The organism is Spongiactinospora sp. 9N601 (assembly GCF_044326295.1).
Lineage (GTDB): Bacteria > Actinomycetota > Actinomycetes > Streptosporangiales > Streptosporangiaceae > Spongiactinospora > Spongiactinospora gelatinilytica.
Window position 1 is genome coordinate 1 of the sequence record NZ_JBIRBB010000037.1, and the last position, 22,870, is coordinate 22,870.

The following is a 22,870-nucleotide window of genomic DNA, read 5'->3' on the forward strand; positions in this document are numbered from 1 at the left end:
GGCCGCCCAACGTCGCGAACGCGCCCGTGTCCGCAGCGAGAAAGGCATCCGCTGGGGCGGACGGCCCCTCGAACCCGCAGCCTGAAACGTCACGCAACCCGGTGATCGTTTCCGGTCACAGCACTAGCCACAACGGCGGAACCGATCATCCGAACCGATCAAAGTTTCACCGTCGCCGCGTGGCTGCGCTGGAGCGACAAGGAGGGCACCTACAGCGTCGCCGAGCAGCGCGGGACACACCAGCCGGCTTTCGTACTGGGCAACACCCCCGACCGGGGACTGGTGTTCACCCGCACCTCGGCCGACACAGCCGACGCCAGTTCGACGGGCGTCTTCTCCGACGTTGAGCCACCAGTGAACGAGTGGTTCCATGTGGCGGGTGTCTTCGACGCCACCGCCCACACCATGTCGCTCTACCTGAATGGCGCTCTGCTCAGGTCTGAGACCGTCTCGGGCGACCCATGGAACGCCACCGGAGCCATGACGCTCGGCACCAGGATGATGGGCTCTGTGGACGAGATCATCATCCACCAGAGCCCGCTCACTATCGCCGACATCGGCGCGCTGGCCAACGTACCGGTCATGGCTCTCGGCGCCGAACGGCACGAGCCCGCTCCGACCACGAAGGCGGACGACCTCACGCCCCAGGCCCTTCCGCCCTTCAACTACGACCGGGTGAATAGCGTCCAAGACTGCACCCGCCTGCGCGAAACCTCCGACTTCAGGTACTCGACCCCCGGCTGGCGGGACCTGCGGCCCTACAGCGGCTGCTGGAGCAAGATCCTCGCGTACGGAGACTGGACTTACCATCCGACCGATCCGGGCAAGTATCCGCCGAAGCCCGACGACGGGTACAAGGTCGAAGCCACTGTGGTCATGCACAGCTACTTGGGGACTGCCGACGGCAGCGGGGTCGTGGGAGGAGGCGACCGTCGTCCGAATCAGGTCAAGGTCTGGACGCAGCTGGAGCACATCGTGGGCTACAACGACGGCAATCCCACTGATGACTTCGATGACAAGGAACTCCAGCTCGAGGTTCAGGTCAAGGGCAGCGACGGCGCTGCCTGTGAGGTCACCGAGGGTAAGACCCGTAGGGCCGCCATCCGTGATTGGAAGCGGGACGGCTACGACGAGTGGCTGGTCGAGTCCAAAGTAAAAGAAGGGGACGTACACAACTGCACGATCCGGCCGCTGCTGTTCGAGTTCGGCGGGATCACCTGGTTCAACGAGGCCCGGCCGCTCTGGGGCAAGATCGAGTTCGAGAACGTCCTGGGCGACATCAAGCTCCCGTTCGGCATCCAAGCGATTGGGCTCCCCACCGGGGGCCGCAGCGAATTCGCTCCCGTCGTCCGATGCGACGACATGGTCTTCTCCAAGGGCTTCACCGATCGGCAGCACACGGGCGGGTGCATCTTCTCCGACGCCAACCGGATCTTCACCATGAAACGCAGCGATGTGGCGATCGACGCGGTGGTGAAGCACATCGACGAGGCATTGAGCTCGCCAGGCGAGACCGTTCCGACTCTGCCTCCGACGGACGCACAGGGCCAGCCTCAGTCGAAGATCATGCCAGGCAACATCGACGCGGCCAGCAACATCACAGTCGACGGCCAGAAGTACACCAACCCCGCCTGGATGTGGCTGGTGCGCCACACAGATCCGCCGGGCACCAAGAAGACGGACACCTTGACGTACAAGAACCGGAAGGCCATCGGCCCAGCATGCCGCGTCGAGCGGGCGAGGCTGAAAGCCGAGGAGGAGTGGCCGGACAACGTGATCGTTAATGGGAAATCGGTTCCCAAGTTGCAATGTGACGAGTATCCGTTCGCGTCAACCAAGAACGGGGCACACAACTCGAAGGGGCACTTCTCCATCCGTTACGTGGACAGGGACAAGAATCACCTTCACGGCCAGTATCTGGCCGCGTTCTACTCCAGATACCGGGTCGGCAACGACAACAGGTTCTGGGTGAGAATCAGCAACTAGCCCATGCCGGTGTGCGGGAGTCGCCGCTCCCGCACACCGGTCTTCGCACATGGAGAAAGAACGAAGAATTGGATACCGATAAGGACCTCTGGGAACTCCTCGTCGCTCACGGTATCGACTACGACACGCCGTTCCGGAGCATCTGGGTGGAGGGCTTGGACGTCGAAGAGGTGGCACGGAGGCTGGGCGCCGATCCGAGCAGTGCCCGCGTGTGCGGCTGGCGAGAAATCGTCACCGGCAGCTACACGGAGCACGGCGACGGCGTCATCTGGAGCGGCCCCCAAGCGCCGGGCTGGGTTCAAGTGATCCAACTCGACGGGAACGACACGTGGCGATGGCGCTCATGGGCCGAGCTGACCCGGGACGGCGGGCGGCTGCTCTACCTCGGTTGGCCTCTGTATGAACTGGAGGGGGTCGAAGACCTCGAATACGTGGTCAACGGCGAGGTCGTGACGACCCTCGTGGTCGGGGATCCGGAGGAACGAGACGGCACTGAACCGGATGCGTTGGACGGCTACATGGACGGGCTGGCCTTCGAAGGCGACACGGCCGCAGCCGAGGTGACCTCGGCTCTACGCCTAATCGGCCGCGTCACGGGGAGGGAACTCGACGAAGCGTGGCTGAACTGCCCACACACCAGATTCATCATTCCCGCGTCCACTCGAGAGGAAGGTGAAGACCGCGACCACGACGTCTGAGTGGTCGCAGGCCCAACCTGCCGTGGCCGGGCCACCGGCTGCCACACCCTCTCGCCGAAGACACCAAAGCCGCCAACGACATCAACCCGCGTATTAATAATCTGCAGGGCCTTGGCGATTATGGTTGGTGGACTGCAGCACCTGGGATGTGTCTACGGCGCCACTGACTCCCGCAACGCCTGCGTCTACCGTCAGAAGGAGCTTCACAGAGCCCTCAGGAAAGGACTCAAGCATCGTGGGACGGCAGCGCAGCTACTCCGACAGCACTCTCGCCGCCCTCTACGCGCTGGCGCAGGGGACGTGCTACTGGCCTGACCCTCCATGCGATCAACCAATCGTGAAGATGATCGATGGCATTCCGGAGCTCAACGTAGAGAAGGCTCACATCTACGCGGCCAATCCCGGCGGGCCCGGGACTGTACGGTTTTCGGCTCTGGCTCACTTTCGGTGGTGACGAAACGTGATGTTTCGTGTCGGTACGCGGCTTTGGGTCTGCGTCGTGCCAGCGTGACGCCGGTGTGACATTGAAGATCTCGCAGAGCTGGCGTTTCCGCAGCTATCCAGCTTTGTCATCACCAGGATCGAGGCCCAGACCGAGGGGATCGTGGTACATGCGGCGACGCGGATGCGGCCGGTAATGTGCCCGAATTGCGCGACGGTAGGGCGGGTGCACGGCTATGTGAACCGGCTGCTGGCGTGTGAGTCACAACAGCGGCGCCGACATGGGTCTACGCCGTCCGGCCGGGCTACTGGAATACATCTTTGCTAAAGCGTGAGCCATGACATCATGGGTACGAGTACCGTCAGGTTGTACACGCGTAACCCTTCGGCATAACTGTAGCAGCATGTGAGATAGGGGCACCTTGGCTGGCATGCTATATTACCCTGGAACGGTACCACCCGACGAGGCAATTTTTCAGGCGGTTCTCTACTGGGATTTCCTGGCAAGCGTTTCTCCTCCTCAATGGGCGCCCCAGGGGGATGCAATGAGGCGGCTCGTTGATGCCGACCTATATCGCCCCGTATTTGTTCACGATGGGCGCTATGATCAAATATTTATGAAGGGCTTCGCGGCGACCCTTCCCACCATTTTGCGGGATAGACCCCTGGATGACATCCTTGCCCCCAGCCGCATTCCCGGCGGCAACAGGGTACCTCCGATCCACAACACCCGCTTCCCGTTGACCGTTCGTCAATATCTGCTCGAATTGGGATTACTCCGAATGGACGACCCAGATGACCCGCAATGGCTGTTCGCGTCCCCAGAGATACGCCACCTTCTGTTTGCCATCGCTGCGGAGCATGTCGCCGGGGAGTCTTCGCTGCATGGCGACAAGAAAATGTTTGCATATACTCTCGACGACACCTTCTTCTGGGACACTCATCGCGACTGGTGGAGTATGGCCGACGATCGCCTTTATGGGCGGTTCCGTGATCGGCGCGACGCTTCAGAGCCTGTGAAGGGGCCACTTCGAACGTGCTGGCAAATAGAGCTTGGAGACCTCCTGCCTACCCCTTCGCCAGGTACCGACCTTTCCAATTTGATAAAGTTTCGGGAGCGCTATGCCGACGAGCGTCTCCGTCTCGTCCGAGGCGTCAGTCAGCTTCAGAACAATCTTCGAGACATCGACGGAGATCCCATTTCGTCCCTAAACAATGTAAAAGGAGAGGTGCGGGCCGCAGTCAATGACCTCCAGCGAGCAGCTAGCTCTCGCGCTATTTCCCTGATAAAGCGCCCCATCTACTCCTTCATTGCCGCAGGGGCCGGGCTGAACGCCATCAAATACCCCGAATTCGGAGTTATATGGACCGTCGTCTCAGGCATCGCCGTGAATCTCGCGACGGCCCAAATCGCAGGCCCCGATCCTAATTCGCGCCCCTTCACCTATCTGCATCAGACGGGGAAAAAATTCGGTCAGAAAAGAAAGAGAACCAGACGGCTCAAGCTTCGGTGGCCCTTCCGCCGGTAGGCGTCGCGTTCTCCAGTCCCCGTCCTAGTACTTCGCTTCACATTTCACGATCTTCTAACTAGAAACCCTTGAGTTCCTTCGCGGTTCTGCGGTCTCTCTAGCCTCAGGACCTTGGGCTATCTGCTGACACTCCGGCTCAGGTGTTGATGATATTTCAGATATTCTGAAGGCCCATCGCCCTGGCCGTTCGTCCTGCTGCGAGAGTGAAGGCGAGGTGGCCAGAGCAAGCAGCAAGGTGTTCTCGCGGGCAAGCTGCGGTTCGAGAGCCTTTCTCTGGCCTGTGGACCGTTCGACGCTGTATTCGGTGGGCAGAGGCCCCACCGGCGTCCGGCCGCTACGCGACCCTGATCAGCCCGACCGTGATGACGCCCCCACCTGAGACCGCCGACGCTCGCGCCCGGATGCGCCGCGACGCCGCGGACGACCCCCGCTGCGCCAGGCCCGCGCCGCCACCGAACAACTCGGCCCGCTGGTCGAGTGGCTGCTTGCCACCGGCCAGAATGTGCCGGCCGCGCTGCACGCCGTGGGTCGGCCAGGTGTGAAGGACGCCGAGACCGCCCGTGCCGCCGCGCGCGACGAACGCCGCGCCCGCGAAGAGGCCGACATCCGTGCCGAGCTCCCCGAACGCCGCGAGCAGCACGCCCGCGCTGTGGCCGCCGAGGCTGCCGAACGTGCCCGGCGGGCGGTATGGGGAGGACGAACACGACGTCGCCGCCGCCCGCCAGGCGATGTGGGAGGCCTGGGAGCAGGCCGCCCAGACGACCGCCGCCCGCGCTGAAGCCGCCGACACCGGGCGACGGCGGCGGGTCACCGAGCAGGCGCTGGAGGTGGCCCGGCACGAGACCGCCCAGGCCCGTACCCGCGCCGAGACCCTGGAGCACCGCGCCGAGACCGCCCGCGACCAGGCCGTCCAGGCCCGGCTGGAGCTGGCCGCCGCCCGGCAAGTGCTCCAGCGCGCCGAAGACGACCTGCTTCAGACCGCTCGCGAGCGCGACGACCAGCGCGAACGCGCCGCCGCCGAACAGCAGGCCCATGCCGCCACCGCCGACGCCGACCGGGCAAGGGAGGAACTACGGCAGGTGCACGCTCGGCTGGCCGCCGCGCAGGCCGCCACAGGGCTGGTGCCGCCCGAGCTCGCGGATCTGGGGGAGGGCCGGTGGGGCGTGCGACTGCCCGCGGGGAGCGCCGTCGCCGCCGTCACCCGCGACAGCGACGGCGTCCCCGCTCTGCTCCTTGCGGGTGAGCACCGAGACGAGCACCGTGGTGAGCCGATCCGGCTGGCCGATCCCGCCCGCGCCGGAGCCGCCGCCCGCGCGCTGGCCGCCGCGCTGCTGGCCCTCACCACGGTCACGGGCACCTTCGCCGATACCGATGCATCGCGCGAAATGACCTGACCTGCGATCTGATATATGACCGATGCGGGGCGGCGTCCTTTTCCAGGCCGGAGCCGGGAACCGCTGAGGCGATAGGAGGCCATCGGCCCCCCTTATGCTCGTGTCTCCTCTCTGGTGCACCGGTACGGGAACGCGGAAGTGGGCGTGCGTGGCACTACCGATCGCACGGCCGGCGGATGGCCAGACCTGGGAAGTACTCGTCCCATTGCGCACGGCTGAGCTCAGGGTGCGGCAGTGCGCATATCCGGGCGGCGGCCCGTTCGACGTCGGTGTCGAAGAGCCGGGCGGTGCCGTCGGCGCCGCCGGTGATGAGCCGGTGGTTGTCGGAGGCGAAGGCCAGGGACAGCATCCTGTGCTCGTTGCTGATGAGGGTCGTGGCCTGGCCGGAGTTGCGTGGATCGGCGACATCCCACAGCCGCACCGTGCCGTCTCGTCCGGCGCTGGCCAGCGTATGGCCGCCGCGGGTGTCGAAGGCCACAGCCGTGACGGTCATGACGTGTCCCGTCAATGTCGCCAGGTGTGCCCCGCCGTCCCACAGGCGTATCGTTCCATCGCCTCCGGCGCTGGCCAGGATGCCGGTGCCTGCGCTGAAGTTCAGTGCGGTGACGCCATCTGGGTGGGCCGCTGACTTCGCCATCGCGATCGGCCGAGACGGGTCGCGGACATCCCAGAGTCGGACCACGCCGTCTTCGCCGCCGCCCGCCAAACGAAGGCCGTCCTTGCTGAAGGCGACCGTGTTGAGGGGATCGTTTACGGGTTTCCACTTCGCCAGCAGTCGGAGGGCGACGGTGACGCGCACATCCCACAGTCGGATGGTTCCATCGGAATCACAAGTGGCCAGGACGCCTTGTGGGCTGAGCGCGAGGCCGGTCACGCTGGCATCGTGGGCCAGAACTGTCAGAGTCCGTGGGTGGGCCGGGTCGTTCAGGTCCCACAGCCGCACCGTACGATCCAGGCTCGCGGTTGCCAGCAGGCCGCCTATGCCGTAGGCCATCGCGGTGATGTTGTCAGTGTGTCCTGACAGCGTGGTGAGGGGAGTCGGCCCAGCGGGCGAGCCGATGACCCACACCCGTCCGGTTTGATAGCTGCCCGTCACCAGAATTCGTTCATCCGGGCTGACCGCCAGGGCGTTCACCTCCCCGCTGTGCCCTGTGAGTAGGCCCAGTCGGGTGTGCCAGAGCCGCGTGGTGGAGTCCCTGCTGGTGCTGAGCAGACTGCCTCCGTCGGGGCTGAACGTCACTGAGGTGACGGTGTCGATGTGCCCGGTCAAGGGCACCGGTGCCCCGACGAACTTCGGATCGGTGATGTCCGACAGGTGGATCGTCGCGTCGTAGTCGCCGGTCGCGATGGTATGGCCGTCCGGGGAGAAGGCGATCGTCGTGATCATTGAGCTGGGCACCTCTGAGGCTGAGATGAACGCGGCGTGGCGGGGATCGGATACGTCCCACAGCCGTAGGGCGTTGTCGAATCCGCCGCTGGCCAGGATGCGCCCGTCCGGGCTGAACGCCACACTCAGCACCCGGTCGGTGTGGGCCATCTCGGTGCGCAGTTGCTTCGGCTTGCGGCCGGAGGCCAGATCCCACAGCCGGATCTCGGCATCGGCGTGGCCGGTGGCCAGCAGACGTCCACTGGGGTGAAAGGCCGCGCTCATGACAAGTCCCGTGGCGATCACCATGGGTGCGTGTCGGTCGGTCAGGTCCCATACCCGTGTGGCACCGTCGGCAGAGGTCGCCAGTGACCGGCCGTCAGGGCTGAAGGTGATCGCCCGTACTGTGTCGGTGTGACCCATGAGCGTCGCCCGAGGCCGGAAGCGTAGCGGTGTTCGCACATCCCAGATCCGGATGGCGTGGTCGTCACCTGCGGTGGCAAGGGCCGTTCCGTCCGGGCTGAACGCGGCCGTCAGCACCTCCCCGCGGTGGCCGGGCAGCCGCCCCGCCGACCGGGGCCGGTTGGGATCGGCCGCATCCCACTGCCGCACGATCGCGTCGGCTCCCACGGTGACCAGGAGGCGCCCGTTTTGGTGAAAGGCCGCGGCGATCGCGGTGGGACCGGTCATCCGTGTTGCGTACGGGACCGCGAGCGCGCCCAGGACGGCTCCGCGGGCCTCAGCGGTCGGGGCCAAGCGATAGGCGGCAATAGCGAGTTGCGCCGCCAGGGCGGAGTCGGTGTCCCGCAACCCGATCGCTTCCCTGGCCACCTTGCGCGATATCGCCGCGTCACGTTGCTGGGTGGCCTCACGCTGGGCCCGTAGCGCGATCAGCGCGGCTCCCGCTGCGACGATGGTCACCACCAGTGCCGCGACCAGTCCGTTGAGCACCAGCCGGCGGCGGCGGGCGGTGCGCGTCGCGGCGCGGCGGGAGGCGTCCAGGAATTCGAGCATGACCGCGGGCGGCGTGGCAGCGAGCGCGGACGTGGTGGCCTGCCAGGCGGGTAGCGCCTGTTCCACGGCGGCCAGCCGGGAGCCTTGGTACAGATAGGCCTCATCGCGGGCGTTGGCCCGCCATTCGGCCGCATCCTCCAGCACCTGGCCGTACAGCACCCGGTCGGCCTGGCCCTCGGCGAGCCAGCCCCGCAACCGCGGCCAGGCCGTCAGCAGCACCTCATGCGACAGTTCCACGGTCTGCTCATCGGCCACCAGCAGCCGCCGCGCGGTGAACACCTCCACCACCTCCGCCAGCGCCTCCTGGGCGGCATCCTGCCCGTCAGGGCACTGCCCGGCCGGGTCGCCGATCCCGTGCCGTGGCACGGTCAGATCGGTCCGGGCCAGACGGCGGCGCCCGTGCCGCCCATCCGGCTGTGTGATGACCAACTGCAGCAGCAGGGCCTTGGCCAGGCGCCTGCGGCGCTCATCGAGTACGGCATAGGCCTCCTCGGCACTGTCGCGCACCGCCGTGGCGACCTTCCCGGCGGCGGCGTAACCCGCTATGGTCAACCGGCCGCCACCCGGATCCGGCTCGCTGCCGGTCGGCGCAGGCCCGCCGAGGTGGCGATGGCGCCAGGTGCGGGCCATCGCCTCGGACAACAGCGGCAACGCGCCCGCCCCGTACGCCCGCTGCCCGTCGAAGCCGCCCGGCTCCAGGCCGGCGGCTTCCGCCGCGACGAGGTCGGCCAGCACCGTTTCCGGCAGGTTCTGTTCCACCGCCACGCCCGCCGCGGCGGCCGGGCCACAGATCACCTCCCGCAGTTCCTCGGCCCGCATCGGCCCCAGCACGAAGCAGCTCTCGTTCAGCGCCCGGGCCAGCACGGGATGGGCGGCGCACCGGTCGACGAAGTCCCCCCGCACCACCGCCACGACCACTGCCGGGGCCGCGCCGCCCGCGTCATCCGGCGTGGCCGCCGCCCGCAACGCGGCCAAGAACGCCTCTCGCTCCGGCACCGCCGCCTTGCCCGGGCCGGTAGGTGCTTTTGGGACATCGGCGGTGGCCGGCCCGCCGGCCGTGGTCGGGTAGGTGAAGATCTCCTCCAGCTGGTCGATGACCAGTACCAGCCGTTGCCGCACCGGCTCACCCCCGCCGCCCATCGGGTTGTGGGCGGCTTGGGCGACCAGCACATCGCGGATCCGGCGGCGGACGTTGCCGGGATCGGCGCGCAGGCCGGCCTCCACCGCGTCCGGATCGGCCCGGCATCGGGCGGCCAGCCACACCGACAGCTCGTGCAGCGGCTGCGCGGTGGGGGTGAGCACCAGGTGCGGCCAGTACCGGGACTCCGGTGCCCCCGGCAGCAGCCCGTGTGCCAGCGCCGGCAACACCCCGGCACGCAGCAGTGAGGACTTTCCCGCGCCGGACGCGCCGGTGACCAGTACCAGACCGCCCTCCTCCAGTTGTTCGGCGATCAGCCCGAGCAGCCGGCCGGTCTCCGCGCTGCGGCCGAAGAACACCCGCTCATGTTCGGCCTGGTAGGTCATCAGCCCCAGATAGGGACACCCCTGGGCCCAGGGCGCGGGGTCCTGCCCTGGCCCGTGAGCAGCGGCGGGCCGGGTGCGATATTCCAGCAGCTCCAGTCGCATACGCATGCCGGTCAGCAGCGCCAGTTGGCGGCGTACCAGCTCGCGGTCATGGCGATGTTCGGCGTCCTGGCGGCGCAGTATCCGCTGCAGCGAGATCATCGCAGTGTCCAGGCCATGTGCCAGCGAGGCGAACGCGGAAAGCGTCCCGTTCAGGCCGCTCAACCGGGTACCGAGATACTCCAGCAGTTCCCGGTTGCCGTGCTGGACCGCGGCGTCCACCATCACCTGAGCCGCGCCGATGTCCCGCAGCATCCGCTCAAGCTGAGCGGCCAGCATCCGCGCCTGATCGTCATCGGCCGCCAGCCGCTCCTCCAGCCGCCTGGCCAGCTCGGCCCGCAGCTCCGGCTCGGCGGGCGGGGCGGTGCCACCGGCACGCCGGCGGGCGGACTCCAGCGCACGGCCGATCACGTCGGTGAGCATGTTGGCGCCGACCGAACCGGCCACCGCGGCGATCGTGGCCGCCTCCAGGCCGGTCACCGCCAGCGGCGCCAGCGCGCTGGCGCACAAACCGGCGATCAACGCCCGGGGTGTCACCCGGACCGCTCCCGCGCCCGCCCGGCCGGCCAGATCCACCACCCAGGCGCGCACCGCGGCGCGCATCGACCCACGTGTGGTGTCCTGCGGGTCTTGTCCATCCCCGTCATGAGCGTCGCCGTGTGGCAATTCCGCCATCCCCGTTCGTGGCATGTCACCTGTCGCTACGCGCGTCGGCGAGGGCCGCGCTCAACGGGATATCGCTGCCGGTCTGCCGCCTGCTACCGGCCGCCGGGGAATATGCCCATCTCAAGAACTGATCGTCACCACGACCAGCACGGCCACCGGCACCTCCGCCGACACTCATGCATCGCCCGAAACGACTTGACCTGCGACCTGATAGGTGACTGGCAGGGGCGGCATTCTCCTCTCGGCCTGAGCCGGGGAACCGCCGAGGCGGTGACAGGCCTGATGCCGGTGGACGGGATTGGCCGCGGCACCGGGTGAACCCGGCGCAGCTCCGCATCCAGTGCCCAGCCGACTTGGGACCCCGGGCCGGGCATGCCCACCTGAAGCACTGTATGGACGGCACCGTGTCAACGGAGCGGGCCGATCCAAGGCCACAGGGTAGTGATCTCAGAACGCCATGTGATCTTGCTGTCCGGCGACCAGGCCCGCGGCCTGCTCACCGAGATCAGCCGCGAGATCAGCCGTGAGATCAACGCACAGAGCCACGCGGAGCCCGGATGAGCCCACCGATCCCCCCTGCCCGGCCGGATCCGCACCCGGCCTCGCATCCCGGCGACCGCCACGGCCACCGGCCTGCCCACCCCCACGAGCGGGGCCGCCGGTGGGTGGCGCGGCCATATGGCCGCACCACCCCGCGATCCCGGCTACGCCCCACCGACGGCCAAGTGGTCGAACAGGCCGTCCCTGGCCCCGGCCAGGAACGCCGCCCACTCGGCGTGGGTGAAACACAGCACCGGCCCGTCGGGCATCTTGGAGTCGCGCACCGCCACCCCGAGCCCGGTGCCGATCACCTCCACGCACTGACCGGGCTCGCAGTAGGCGCTCTTGACCCAGGCGATCGCACGCGGGCCGTTGCGCCGCTGGAGGCTCTGCTCGTTCATCGGCTCGTTCATCTCGGTCGTCCTTCCGCTGGGGGCAGGTCTTGTCCTGCCCGGCACTTGCCAGCATCGGCGGCGGCCCTGGCAGGCCGGCTGGGCGACGTCCTGACCGGCGATCTGAGCAGACACCTGGGAGACGACCTGGCAGATAACCTCGCCCGCCCGGCGCGCCCGCCCCCGCCTCGTGCCCCGTCTCGTGCCAGCCCCTGTGTCCAGCCCCCGCGAACGGAGCAGCGACCGATGACCTCGATGCCCCTGGTGACCTTGCGGTTCCGGTTGCTCGGCCCCGTGACCGTCCACACCGTCGGCAACGGACGCCGGGACGAAGGACGGGCGGACGCCGGGCGGGTGGAGGCCGGCGAGCGGATGCACCGCCTGCTGCTGGCCATCTTGCTGGCCGCCGCCGGCCGCCCGGTCTCCACCGACCGCCTCATCACCGCCATGTGGGATCACACCTCACCCGCCGGCGCGGCCGCCCGCATCCACGCCTACACCCGTGACCTGCGTGCCCGCCTCACCACCGGCCACCCATCCGAGCAGATCCTGCCGCGCAACGACGGCGCCGGCTACCGCATCACCATCGCCCGCGACGCGGTGGATGCCCACCGCTTTCGCGACGACGCCGCAGCCGCCGCCCGCGCCCTGGTCGGCGGCGACACCCAGGCCGGGGCCGCCCTGCTGCGCCGCGCCCTGGCGCACTGGGGCAGCGGCAGCGGCGGCACCGGGGAAGTACCAGAGCCGGTGACCGACCTGAAAGGACTATGGGCCGAGGACTACCGCCGTGACCTGCTCGCCGAGCACGAGACGGCCTGGCTGATGTGCCTGCAGGCCGAACTGGCCCTGGGCCTGCACACCCGGCTCATCCCCGAGCTACGCGCCATGGCCCGCGCCCGCCCCTGCGATGAGACCGTGGCCGCCATGCTGATCGGCGCCTGCTACCGCGCTGGGCGGCAAGACGAGGCCGTGGCCGCCTACTTCCACATCCGCGACCGGCTCGGCGAAGAATTCGGCGCGGCACCCGGTCCCTGTCTGTCCCGGTTGTATGACCAGATCCTGCACCACGACCCCGCCCTGGATGCCCCGCCACCCCCACCCAAAGGAGCCGACATGCCCCAGCACCCGAACCACGCCGCCCCCGATCAGGCCGGCCACCGCACCGTTGACAGGGCGGTGCACGACAATGTCCGTGCCTTCCCCGGCGTCACCGCCGCGTCCCATGCCGGGAACGACTGCGCGACCGGTCAAGACTCACGACACGGTACCGGGCAGGGCGCTGCCCCGGACGGTGAAGAGGGCGTCGGCCGGCAGGATGACGAGCGGTGCGAGGGGGCATGCGAGGGCCCGGTATTGCCTGGTCGCGGCAGCGCCGCCTGGCACACCGGGCAGCCCCCGAACGTGCACATCGGCGCGCAGTGGAACTTCAACGGCGGCACCCCCCAGATCACCCACGCCGAACGCGACATCCACATTCACCACGACAAGCCCTGACCTCACCAGCCGGGCCAAGACGCGGCCGCCATGAGGGCGCTGGGCTGGGCTGGGCTGCAAGGTTGCCAGGGCTCGGCGGCGAACGCCGAGGAGGAGGTCCAGTATGACTAGGGAGGAGCGCGTGCTGGCGTTGATGGGGTGGGAGCGAGCAGAGCCTCGTCGCTGGCTACGGCACGGCACGGCACGGCACACGGTGCATTGCGTGCCGGTGACGCTGCCAACCTGAGGCAAAGGCGCGTTTCCCCGCACCCTCATCAGGTCTCTCGCCCCAATGTGCGCTATGCCTCGCTTGTTGTCGTCGGCGGTGTGTCTGAAGGGCCAGGTCCACGCCGCTGGATGTGGCGTGGACCTGGGGGAGGCACCGTTTGCAGAGAGCGATACGCCTCGGCTGTGTCAGAGCTGCTCTCGCCGTCTCCGGCGCCAGTCGGATCGGGCTGTGCTCCGTTCTGGACAACTCAGGCGGTGAATTCTCGCCTGCGCCTGGGTCACAGTGTCAGACGAGGCTCGCCGTACTCGGCTGGGCTATCGAGCAATCACCCTCCCCACCACAGCGGGTCCGGAATGTAGTTCCACATGTTCAAGGTGAACAGCGTGATCCATGCGAACATTAAATGCCTTCCTTTGCGTGCGGCGATGGACTTAGTCCTGTTCTAGTCGGCGCCTCAGAAACGGCTCAGAAGAATTCGGCCCTCGCGCTCAGGAATTTGTCAGATGCTCTCCTGCATGCCTCCTTCTGGTGTGAAGTTAGCGAAATATGGCCAGGTTGGATCGACTACGCCCGTATTGGACTTTGCGGTCTTTGGGTCGATCCAACTTTGTATGATGTTTTCGCACAGCTTGGTACGGTCTGGGCAGTATGCAGAAGGGAGACTCGACAGAGCGCTTCTAGTGGCCATGCCATTGACCTCGGCGCGCGGGCGTGGGGTATCTGCGCGGATCGTTCGTGTGAGCGGTGCGTGCCGGTGGTGCGCACAGGGCGCACGCGGGCGGGCGAGCGCCTGCTACTTCGCGGCGGCGCGTTGGACCGGCAGCGAACATCTTCAGTATCGCATTGCGCCGCATGCTTCACCGCGGCGCGTTCTCGCCTTGCGTACAGGTTACTTAAACTGCCGAGGGTTAGCGGTGGGGCCAAGCCCTCTCAAAAGCGCAGCTCTCCCTGGTGTTATTGAGTCGCTGGGGGCCTTGAAACCGTGCTCGCCGTTCCCATGGTCGCTCGGTTAAATGACTGCACATTTCCGCTGGATGCCGCATCTTGCCTCATGGGCGGCAAGAGCGCTACTAGTGCAACGCCTGAGCGCTATGGGTGGAATTGACGGGTGGTCGCGGGAACGGCTGTGGTCAACGTCCCTGGGGCGTGGGCCGGCATCGGAGAACCGCATCGGTAGCACGGCTTGGCCCGGACAGCGGGCAGTGGCGATCGGCAACCCTGTTGTGCCGGGCGTTCAGGTGGCGGTGCGGGGGAGCTTCGCCGAGTGCAGTAACGGCCGGTCCTGGACGGTGATGGTGATGTGCTCGCGTGGGAGGCCGAGGTAATCGGCGGTGTGGTCGGCCAGTGCATGGGCGGAGGAAGGGCTGATGGGAGTGAGGAGATGGACGGTGGCCTGGTTGGGGGATGGGTGGCGGATCATGGCGCAGCGGTGTCCGAGGAGCGGTCCGAGGGCGTCGAGGGTGTCGCGTGGCCATCGGCCTGCGATGGGGTGGTCGTCGGCGCGGCCCAGGAGACGCAGGCGGTCGTTGTGGTCGATCTGGCCGAGGTCGGTGGTGCGCAGTGCCGGGCTTGGGAGGGGTTCGGCAAGGTCGAGTGGGACGGCCAGGGCCGGGGTGGCGAGTTCGATGAGCGGTCGCCCCTGGTGGGGCGTGATGGTGGCGATCACGCCCGGCATGGCGGTGCCGACGGTGCCGAGGGAGGCGGCGCTGGCCTGGGTGTCGAAGTGGGTCAGAGATGCGGTTTCGGTGAGCCCGTACCCTTCACGGACGTCGATGCCGTGGTCGCGGTAATGGGTGATGGCCGTGGTGCTGAGGGGGGCGCCGCCGGAGTCGATCGTGATGTGGGCCGGTAGGGGTTCATGCCAGGTGGCTTGGTCGAGAACGACGGGGTTGGCCAGGACGATCACCCGGTCGGCGCTGTGCGCCAAGCGGACCGCGTCCGTGAGCACTTCGGAGAAGGTGCGGCTCAGGTGCAGGCGAGCACCGAGGCGGGCGGCGAGGAGCACACCGGCGATGAACGGGAAGTTGTAGGAGACCGGCAGGGCGGTCACGATGATGCTGTCCTGGGTGGCCTGGTAGATCGTCTCGTACCAGGCGGTGACGGTGTCGAGCTGGCCGAGGGTGTGGCCGTAGGCGCGTGGATGTCCGGTGGTGCTGCCGGAGCTGAACAGCGCGAGGTCCCAGCCGGTGCGTACCTCGGTGCCGTACACCGGCATCGGCCGGCAGGCGCGCCCGGAGTCCAGGCTGATCCCGGATCCGCTGGGCAGGTGCAGGTCACGCAGGCGATGAACGGTGCCACGGGGTGGCAGGACGACCCGGTGTCCGGTCATGAGCGCGAAATGGGCGAGCGCGGCCAGGCCGAGCTGGTCCAGGCCGGTCAGCAGCAGGGTGCGCGTCGCCGGTTCCCGTGTGGGAGCGAGCCAGGCGGCCACGGCGCGGGCGGGCATCGGCTCCGTGCCGGGGGCGGAGATCGTCCAGTCACGCATGCCAGGCCTCTACGGTGGCCGGTCGCGGGGTGAGGAGGAACGTGGTGATCGCATCGACCGCTGCGGACAGGGCCGGGCGGGGTGGGTGATCACGGCAGGCTGGGGGCGGTGGTCCCGGTACGGCGCTGCGCATGGGGAGCCCGATGTCGGGGAGGCGGACGATCAGCAACGCGATGCCGGGCGGGTCGGCGTCGGCGTAGGCGTGGCGGAAGGCTTCTTCGGCCGCCGCTTTCGCCGCCGCGTAGACGAGCGTGGCGGGCATGGAAATGCCGATGACGTCGGTGGATACCAGTACCACCGGCAGCGCGGCCCGTGGTGCGATCGATGCGTTTGCCTGGGAGGCGAGAGCGGCGTGGAGCAGTTGTACGTTCGCCCAGGCGTTGACCTGTGCACATGTACGAGCGGCAGAGACGTCGAACGTCTGAAGGCTTGCGCGGGCGTCCACCCCGGCGGCACAGACCAGTGCGCTGACAGCCGGCCGGGAGGCGATGCGCTCGCTGACCTCGGCGACGGCGGTCGTGTCGGCGAGGTCGACCGGTGTGAATCGCATGGGCCGACTGACCGGTGCCCAGGGAGAGGTCCGGCCGAGGGCGAGCAGATCGCCGGGCCACCGTGGGGCGAGCGTGTGCAGCAGCGCGGTGCCGACCGTCCCGGAGGCGCCGCTCAGCACCAGGGTGCGTGGGGCGGGATCAGCCATCGCAGAGCGCCAGACGTCCGGTGGTGGCGTTGAAATGTACGGTGACCAGACGCAACGGCAGGTCCAGCAGGGTGAGCAGTGCGCGGACCCGGTGCTGCTGCACCTCGTAGTAGTCCTCCAGCACGTTCAGGTGCGCATAGACGGGGTCGGCTCCGGCCAGAACGTCGTTGACCAGGGCGGTGATGTGGCGGTCGGGCCGGTGCGGGTTGGTGACGTCGGCGAAGCGGCGGTAGTAGTCCTGCAGGGCCGCGATGGTGGCGTCGTGCCCGCCGGCCGCCTTGGCGCGATCGTGACGGGACAGGAGCGCGGCGGCGTGCTCGTGGACGCCGGCGTCGAGCTGGTAGCGGTCGGTGAAGTAGGCATCGAAGCGCTTCGGGGCGCTGCGGTAGATCAGCAACGCGGCTTCGAAGAAGACGCATCCGGTGATCGCGGCGCCGTCGATGTTCTCGAACAACTCGCAGTGGGTGCCATCCTCCAGGGGCAGGTACAGGTTGCCGCCGCGCCGTTGCAGGTGGCCCGCCGGTCGGCTGTTGCGCAGCCGCTGGAACAACGCGACCACGATCGCCCGGATGATCGGGGAGGATTCACAGATCAGGTGCATCGGCACCGGTCCGAAGGTGCGCCGCAGGAACCGGCGGTAGGACTCCGGGGTGAGACGGACCAGGACGTGGTCGTCGTCCATCATCGGCGTCAGCGCGACCGGCCGGTTCTGGCGGGCGGCCAGCATCCCGAGCAGCGCCGCGCCGATCGCGACCCCGGCGTCCTGGTCGGTGTCGAGGTCGCGGTCCAGGTGTATGTGCCCGGCCTCCATGCTGACCAGCTCTGGGCCGGTGTACGCGGCGAGCCGCTCGCAGGCCCGCGTGGCCAGATCCGCCGGCCTGACAGGGGCCACGGCGGCGGGCGCGGACAATTCCGCCACGACGCGCGGCGGCGCGGCCTGAGCCACGACGGCCGAGGTGGGTCCGGTGGAGCGGACCTGGTGGTCGCAGATGGTCGTGGCGGCACCGGGCGGCAGGTGGGTGATGGCGGGCAGCGTGTCGCTGACGCGGCCGAAGGCGTCTCGCCCCGGAGTCCCGGAGGGCTGGTAGCGCCAGGCGACGACGGTGGTGCCGGTGGTGGCGTCGACCTGGGCCACCGCCAGTTCGACGGCGACGCCCAGGCGCTGTTCGTAGCAGTGCGCCCACAGCGCCAGCGCGGCCTCGGCCGGGGTGAGGTACTCCAGCAGGGCGGACAACTCGAAGCGGAACTGACGGCGCAGGCGGCGGCGTTCGCAGCGGACGACCACCCAGTAGTCGGGGCTGACGGTCGGCGAGGCGGTGGTCAGGTCGTCGGCCACCTCCGACTCCACCGCCGCCTCGCTGCAAAGCCAGGGAAGCGGCAGGGCACGACCACGCTGGATCAGCCGGGAGCGGGCGACGATGATCAGCTCTGACAGGACCTTCAACGCGTCCGGCAGCCGGTCCGAGCCGCGCAGCCGGCGTAGCGCGTGTTCGGCGGCACCGGTGTGCAGACCGAGTTGCCCCAGGTCGACGATGCGGGAGAAGTGCACGAGTTCTTGCTGCAACTCGCTCGGGAGGCCGGTCACCTCACCGGTGCCACGCTCAAGGAAGGCCGCGGCCAGATCCACCACATCGACCGGCACCGCCCCGGTCGCGGCGGCGGTGAGCGCGTCCAAGAAGCGGGCCGGCACCTGCGGGCCGTGCAGCGCGATCAGCGCCACCAGGCGGCGGGCCAGGCGCTCCAGCGCACTGTCGAGCGCTTCGGCGGGCAGCGTGGCGGTGGTCGCGTGGTCCAGCGGCGAGTACGCGGCCAGCAGGTCACGGCTGGCAACGGTGCGATCCCGGTAGGTAGTGGTGAGGATCATGGCATCTCCCATCGCTCGGAGCTCGGGGATCGATGCCTGCACTCAACACCACGATGATGACGTCGCCGACCCCGTGCGGCGGGGCGGCCGACGATAGGGGGAACACCCCTCCGCAAGGGGTGTTCTGCCGCCCGTGCCCGCAGTACGGTCCGTGGGTGAGTCGTGCTCGTGCGGGGGAGGAACAGCCCCCGATGGACGATGGCGGCCCGCTCGCTCGACTTCGGCGGCTCCGCGATGGGATGGCGCGCCGGGGAGCGGCGGGCGACCAGATCGCAGCCGTCCTGATCGAACGTTTCGGCGTCAACCCCAGGGTGGCCTTCCGGCACGCGGCCGGACTGACGCAGTCCCAGGTCGCCGACCGCTACAACCGGAACTGGCCCGCGACAGTGCCCAAAACCCGTAAGGACGTCTCGTATTGGGAGTGCTGGCAAGGTCCCGGCACGAGCGCCTCCGCTTCGGCCCGCGCGCCCTCCTACTGCGATCTCATCCGCCTCGCACAGTTGTACGCGTGCTCGGTGGACGATCTCCTCCTGGGCCCGCGACGTGGTGCCGATTCGGCCCCGATCGAGGTGTCCTATCAGGTCATCACCGACATCCTGTCGAGTCCGGGGGTGGTCGATTACGCTGAAACTCTCGACGGCGGCGGCGCGGCTTCGATCACGCTCCGAGCCGCCGTCGGTGAAGGGAGCATCACCGTGAGATTGTCCCGTCGCCAATTCACCGAACTGCTGGCCACCGGTGGCCTGGCCGCGCTGCTCCCCGATGACGCCCTGGCGGCCGTGACCGCCGATGCAGGCGTCACCGACGACATGTCCACCTGGCGCAGGACCCTGTCCGCGCATCAGGCCGGGCACCATCTGCTGACCCCACAGGCGCACATCGCGGCGCTCACCGACGTGCTCGCCGACATCTCCGCCGTGCGCGAGGAGGCTTCAGGTGAGCTGCGCCCGAAGATGCGGCGAATCCAGGCCGAGTACGCCGAGCACATCAGCTGGCTGTGCCGGGAGGCTGGAGACTTCACCTCCTGCTGGCACTGGGCCGACCGCGCCGCAGGGTGGGCGCTGGAGACGGGCGATACGGCGATGGGGACCTACATGATGCTCCGCCGCGCCACCGTCGCTCTCGACCATGGCGACCACGTGCGCGCCACCGAACTCGCGCGCGCCGCGCGCCGGACCAAGCACACCATCCCTGCGGCCCTGGATGCCGCCGCCCAGTTGTACCAGGCTCGCGCCGAGGCGATGACCGGGAAGATCGCGGAGGCTCGGCTGGACGGGGCCGATGAACTGCTGGCGCAGGGGCGGCATCGTGACGATGGCCCTGCCTACCTCCGGTATTACACGCCGGAATTCGGCGAGTTGCAGCGCGCCACCTGCTACGTGACCGCCGGCATGCCGAGTCGTGCGGTGACGATCCTGCAAGCGCGCATCACCAGCCTGCCGAACACCCACCACAGGGATCGCGCCGTTCATCTGGTCCGGCTGGCCACCGCCCACGCCGTGGACCGGGCGCCCGATGCCGCCGCGATCGCCGGCCTGGGCGCCCTCACCGAGGCCCGCCGCGCGGGATCGGTGCCCACCGTCACCGACCTGGAGCGGGTGGACGGGATCTTGACGCGTGGCTGGCCCCGCCAGCCCAAGGTCCGGGAGTTCCACGACGCGCTGATCAGCGCGCAGGCGGCCGTTCGATCGAGCCACCTCGCCACCTGAGCCTCGCCCATGCCGCCTACGACCTCGTCCGGTACCGCCGTCCGGCCTACCTGGGACCGGCTTCCCGCGCCTTTGCGCGACGGGCTGGCGGCGCGGCTCGGCACGATCGTCGATGCGCGGACGCAGACCGGCGGATTCACCCCCGGCCTTGCCGCCCGGTTGGCTTTGAAGACCGGCGAGTCCATCTTCGTGAAAGGCATCCCTGCCGACCATCCGCTCGCCGATCGGTACCGCTGCGAGGGTGCGACCGTCGGAGCCCTGCCCACGTCGGTTCCGGCACCCGCGCTTCGGTGGACCGACGACATCGCGGGCTGGACCGTACTCGCCTTCGACGACATCCCCGGCCATCACGCCGACCTCTCACCGAACTCACCGGACGTCGCCCGTGTGGTCACCGCCGTCGCGGGCCTGGCCCACACGCTCACCCCTGCCCCGATCATGGCTCCCCGCGCGCAGGTCGAACTCGCCCAGCTGGTCCACGGCTGGGTGGTTCTCGCCCAAGACCCGCCGGATGACCTGGCCGGTTGGCCACGACGCCACCTCCACGCCCTCGCCGAACTCGAATCGGCCTGGCTCGTCGCCGCCGGCGGCGACACCTTGATGCACGGCGATCTACGGCCGGACAACTTCCTGCTCACCGATCAGGCGACCTGGATCATCGACTGGGCACAACCATGAGTGGGTGCCGCCTGGATCGACCTGGTCGACCTGGTACCGCATCTCATTCTGGGGGGCCACCCGCCGGCGGACGCCGAGCAGGCGATCGCCGTCCCTCTCTCCTGTCTCGGGATCGACCCGCAGGTGGTCACCAGCTATGCGGCGGCGTTCGCCGGCTATTGGGCACGGGTGTCGCGGCTTCCGGCTCCACCCGGCGTGCCCCGGCTGCGCGCCTTTCAGGCGCGCGCCGCTCAGGCCGCTTGTGCATGGACCGCCCACCGAACCGGATGGCGATGACCGGGGCCGCGCGCGGCCGTTGCCACGGCCCAACCGGCGGCCTCCGACTCGCTCGCGAATTGTGCGGCCAACCGAAGCGACGCCTCGTGGTTCCTGCCACGACCAAACTTCTCCCGATTCGGTCTCCACGCTACGAGGGGAAGCTCAGTTTGGGAACCTGCCGGAATCACACAGATTCAACTTTCGGCAAGCTCCATCCCGTCCGTGTGGTACCCGTCAAGCAACCGTCGATCCCTTGGAGTCAACCAGAATCGCCCTACGGAAACCCTTCAGGGCGGGCTCGGCTTTGAATCGGTCAAACCCTAGCCCAACGATATGAAGGAGAACGCATTGGATGGGTGACCCTGGGGAATCTTCGTGGTTCAAACGCTCAGCCTCATCGACGCATATTCTTATAGTCCTAAAGACATGCTCCTCTATGGCATTATCGTCATGTTCGGACGATTCATTTTCCGGCCTAAGATCCCCCAAGGGAAGCGGTGGGGTCGCCAAAATAGTTTTTGGCGACCCGTCCCGTAGGTGGTTGACGAGTGCCTGGGCTTTCCCAATCTGTGGAGTTCCGCCGTACCGGTCGTGCGCGAATATGAAGGCTACGATCTCGGCATCGCAACCTTCCCCAACTGTGGGGACATGTCCTACGCGGAACTCTAGATTAGGGAGATCGTCCAGACCCTGGATCCATGGGCGCAGCGTCCTCTCAGTCGATGAAGCGATCACGTATTTCATCTGTTTCGCCTATCCGCAACTCGAGTACGGCATGATACGCGGCCTTCCCAACTCAGGAAGAAGGTCGGTCGGCAGAGCAACTCCACCACCGGGAACATCAACCGTGGGAGGCATGATACTGCTCGACGGAATCTTCCCCTTATTGATGGTGGCTCGCGTCACTGTGTATGGTCCTTCCTGCGGGCGTACGCCATGAGCCCTTCGCCCATACTCTCTTGCTCCTTCTTCGGTGAAAGCGAAGTACTTTGTCTCATAGCCCGGCGGATTACTGTACGAACGGTTCCCATGAATATCTGCCAACTCGGGATCCTAAACAGCACGCCAGAGGTAGATCTCGTCATCGCCGAGCCCGCGCCCGGGACCAGCATTATGGACAAGAATAGCTTGGTTGCCTGCTACCACATGGTAGGTGTGGACATCGGCGACTGCCAGGTTGTGGACGCGCTGGGTGGCTGTGCGTTGCTTGAGGGCGGTGATCTGGACGTAGGTGCCGGCTGAGGTTTGCAGCCACATGTTGGGCTGAAGGCGGCCTGCGCTTATCCACTTGAATCGCCCTGGGTTCGGTGGAGACTTGATCTCTTGAGAGGATCGAGTCCATGCCAGGTAAGTCTCCCTATCCCGCCGAGCTGCGCCGCCGGGCGGTACGGATGGTCACCGAAGTGCGACCGGATCACCCGACCGAGTGGGCCACGATCAAAGCGGTGGCGACCAAGCTCGGCATCGGCACCGCGGAGACACTGCGCACCTGGGTCCGCCAGGCCCAGATCGATGAGGGCAGCCGGCCGGGCCGCACCAGCGACGAGTCGGCCGAATTGAAGCGGCTGCGCCGGGAGAACGCCGAACTCCGGCGCGCCAACGAGATCCTGAAGGCCGCGTCGGCTTTCTTCGCGGCCGAGCTCGACCGGCCGCACACGCACTCGTGAGCTTCATCGACCAGCACGCCGGCGTGTTCGGTGTCGAGCCGATCTGCCGTGTCCTGACCGAGCACGGCCGCCCCATCTCCACCAGCACCTACTACGCCGCCAAGAACCGTCCGCCCTCTGCCCGCGCCCGGCGCGACGCGGAACTGGACGAGCACATCGCG

The 22,870-nt window shown here is 67.9% G+C and carries 14 protein-coding genes and 1 pseudogene; 8 read left to right on the top strand and 7 right to left on the bottom strand.

Translation table 11 applies throughout. The features are described 5' to 3' along the window. Positions 1-147 precede the first annotated feature (147 nt). From ACH34R_RS43200 to ACH34R_RS43210, 3 genes are all read left to right on the top strand, one after another. Complete coding sequence (locus ACH34R_RS43200; protein ID WP_397567446.1) at positions 148-1,986, top strand: LamG-like jellyroll fold domain-containing protein; 1,839 nt, start codon at positions 148-150, stop codon at positions 1,984-1,986. 68 nt (positions 1,987-2,054) lie between these two features. Continuing rightward, complete coding sequence (locus tag ACH34R_RS43205) at positions 2,055-2,684, top strand: DUF6461 domain-containing protein (RefSeq protein WP_397567430.1); 630 nt, start codon at positions 2,055-2,057, stop codon at positions 2,682-2,684. An 872-nt stretch (positions 2,685-3,556) separates the two neighbouring features. Beyond that, the gene (locus ACH34R_RS43210) at positions 3,557-4,654 is read left to right on the top strand and encodes a hypothetical protein (RefSeq protein ID WP_397567432.1); all 1,098 of its coding nucleotides are present in this window, start codon (positions 3,557-3,559) and stop codon (positions 4,652-4,654) included. Between the two features lie 334 nt (positions 4,655-4,988). Here ACH34R_RS43210 and ACH34R_RS43215 read toward each other — a convergent pair whose 3' ends face one another. Further along, positions 4,989-5,294, bottom strand: a complete 306-nt coding sequence (locus ACH34R_RS43215; RefSeq protein WP_397567433.1) for a hypothetical protein — start codon at positions 5,292-5,294, stop codon at positions 4,989-4,991. Between ACH34R_RS43215 and ACH34R_RS43220 the strand changes: the two genes are divergently transcribed. Continuing rightward, positions 5,263-6,048: a hypothetical protein gene (locus ACH34R_RS43220; RefSeq protein ID WP_397567434.1), complete on the top strand. Its 786-nt coding sequence runs from the start codon at positions 5,263-5,265 to the stop codon at positions 6,046-6,048. The two genes, ACH34R_RS43215 and ACH34R_RS43220, sit on opposite strands and share 32 nt — an antisense overlap. A gap of 154 nt (positions 6,049-6,202) precedes the next feature. Here ACH34R_RS43220 and ACH34R_RS43225 read toward each other — a convergent pair whose 3' ends face one another. Both ACH34R_RS43225 and ACH34R_RS43230 read right to left on the bottom strand, forming a co-directional pair. After that, entirely contained in the window at positions 6,203-10,654 is a 4,452-nt protein-coding gene (locus ACH34R_RS43225; protein WP_397567435.1) for an AAA family ATPase, read from the bottom strand. A gap of 767 nt (positions 10,655-11,421) precedes the next feature. Beyond that, positions 11,422-11,670: a DUF397 domain-containing protein gene (locus ACH34R_RS43230; protein WP_397567436.1), complete on the bottom strand. Its 249-nt coding sequence runs from the start codon at positions 11,668-11,670 to the stop codon at positions 11,422-11,424. Positions 11,671-11,895: 225 nt separating this feature from the next. Between ACH34R_RS43230 and ACH34R_RS43235 the strand changes: the two genes are divergently transcribed. Next, complete coding sequence (locus ACH34R_RS43235) at positions 11,896-13,143, top strand: BTAD domain-containing putative transcriptional regulator (RefSeq protein ID WP_397567438.1); 1,248 nt, start codon at positions 11,896-11,898, stop codon at positions 13,141-13,143. Positions 13,144-14,585: 1,442 nt separating this feature from the next. Here ACH34R_RS43235 and ACH34R_RS43240 read toward each other — a convergent pair. From ACH34R_RS43240 to ACH34R_RS43250, 3 genes are read right to left on the bottom strand one after another with little or no spacing between them, the layout of a single operon-like run. Then, entirely contained in the window at positions 14,586-15,836 is a 1,251-nt protein-coding gene (locus tag ACH34R_RS43240) for an AMP-binding protein (RefSeq protein ID WP_397567439.1), read from the bottom strand. Continuing rightward, positions 15,829-16,533 carry an SDR family NAD(P)-dependent oxidoreductase gene (locus ACH34R_RS43245; RefSeq protein WP_397567441.1) on the bottom strand — a complete coding sequence of 235 codons (705 nt, stop codon included), beginning with the start codon at positions 16,531-16,533 and terminating at the stop codon, positions 15,829-15,831. The genes ACH34R_RS43240 and ACH34R_RS43245 overlap by 8 nt, the downstream gene beginning before the upstream one ends. Next, positions 16,526-18,397: a hypothetical protein gene (locus ACH34R_RS43250; protein WP_397567443.1), complete on the bottom strand. Its 1,872-nt coding sequence runs from the start codon at positions 18,395-18,397 to the stop codon at positions 16,526-16,528. The genes ACH34R_RS43245 and ACH34R_RS43250 overlap by 8 nt, the downstream gene beginning before the upstream one ends. Before the next feature lie 155 nt (positions 18,398-18,552). Here ACH34R_RS43250 and ACH34R_RS43255 point away from each other — a divergent pair, with 155 nt between their 5' ends. After that, positions 18,553-20,106: a hypothetical protein gene (locus ACH34R_RS43255; RefSeq protein ID WP_397567444.1), complete on the top strand. Its 1,554-nt coding sequence runs from the start codon at positions 18,553-18,555 to the stop codon at positions 20,104-20,106. Positions 20,107-20,115: 9 nt separating this feature from the next. Further along, positions 20,116-20,784 (top strand): phosphotransferase, encoded by a 669-nt coding sequence (locus ACH34R_RS43260; protein ID WP_397567445.1) that lies wholly within the window; start codon positions 20,116-20,118, stop codon positions 20,782-20,784. 1,311 nt (positions 20,785-22,095) lie between these two features. On the opposite strand, the gene ACH34R_RS43265 is transcribed toward ACH34R_RS43260, so the two are convergent. After that, positions 22,096-22,389 carry a polymorphic toxin-type HINT domain-containing protein gene (locus ACH34R_RS43265; protein WP_397567447.1) on the bottom strand — a complete coding sequence of 98 codons (294 nt, stop codon included), beginning with the start codon at positions 22,387-22,389 and terminating at the stop codon, positions 22,096-22,098. Between ACH34R_RS43265 and ACH34R_RS43270 the strand changes: the two are divergent. After that, positions 22,383-22,870, top strand: a pseudogene (locus ACH34R_RS43270) (transposase); the annotation flags it as partial. The gene ACH34R_RS43265 and the pseudogene ACH34R_RS43270 overlap by 7 nt on opposite strands.

Coding starts and splice junctions, on each gene's coding strand:
- ACH34R_RS43210 (WP_397567432.1), top strand. CDS start 3,557: ATGCTATATTACCCTGGAACGGTACCACCCGACGAGGCAATTTTTCAG.
- ACH34R_RS43225 (WP_397567435.1), bottom strand. CDS start 10,654: ATGCGCGCCGCGGTGCGCGCCTGGGTGGTGGATCTGGCCGGCCGGGCG.
- ACH34R_RS43230 (WP_397567436.1), bottom strand. CDS start 11,670: ATGAACGAGCCGATGAACGAGCAGAGCCTCCAGCGGCGCAACGGCCCG.
- ACH34R_RS43235 (WP_397567438.1), top strand. CDS start 11,896: ATGACCTCGATGCCCCTGGTGACCTTGCGGTTCCGGTTGCTCGGCCCC.
- ACH34R_RS43240 (WP_397567439.1), bottom strand. CDS start 15,836: ATGCGTGACTGGACGATCTCCGCCCCCGGCACGGAGCCGATGCCCGCC.
- ACH34R_RS43245 (WP_397567441.1), bottom strand. CDS start 16,533: ATGGCTGATCCCGCCCCACGCACCCTGGTGCTGAGCGGCGCCTCCGGG.
- ACH34R_RS43250 (WP_397567443.1), bottom strand. CDS start 18,397: ATGATCCTCACCACTACCTACCGGGATCGCACCGTTGCCAGCCGTGAC.
- ACH34R_RS43260 (WP_397567445.1), top strand. CDS start 20,116: ATGCCGCCTACGACCTCGTCCGGTACCGCCGTCCGGCCTACCTGGGAC.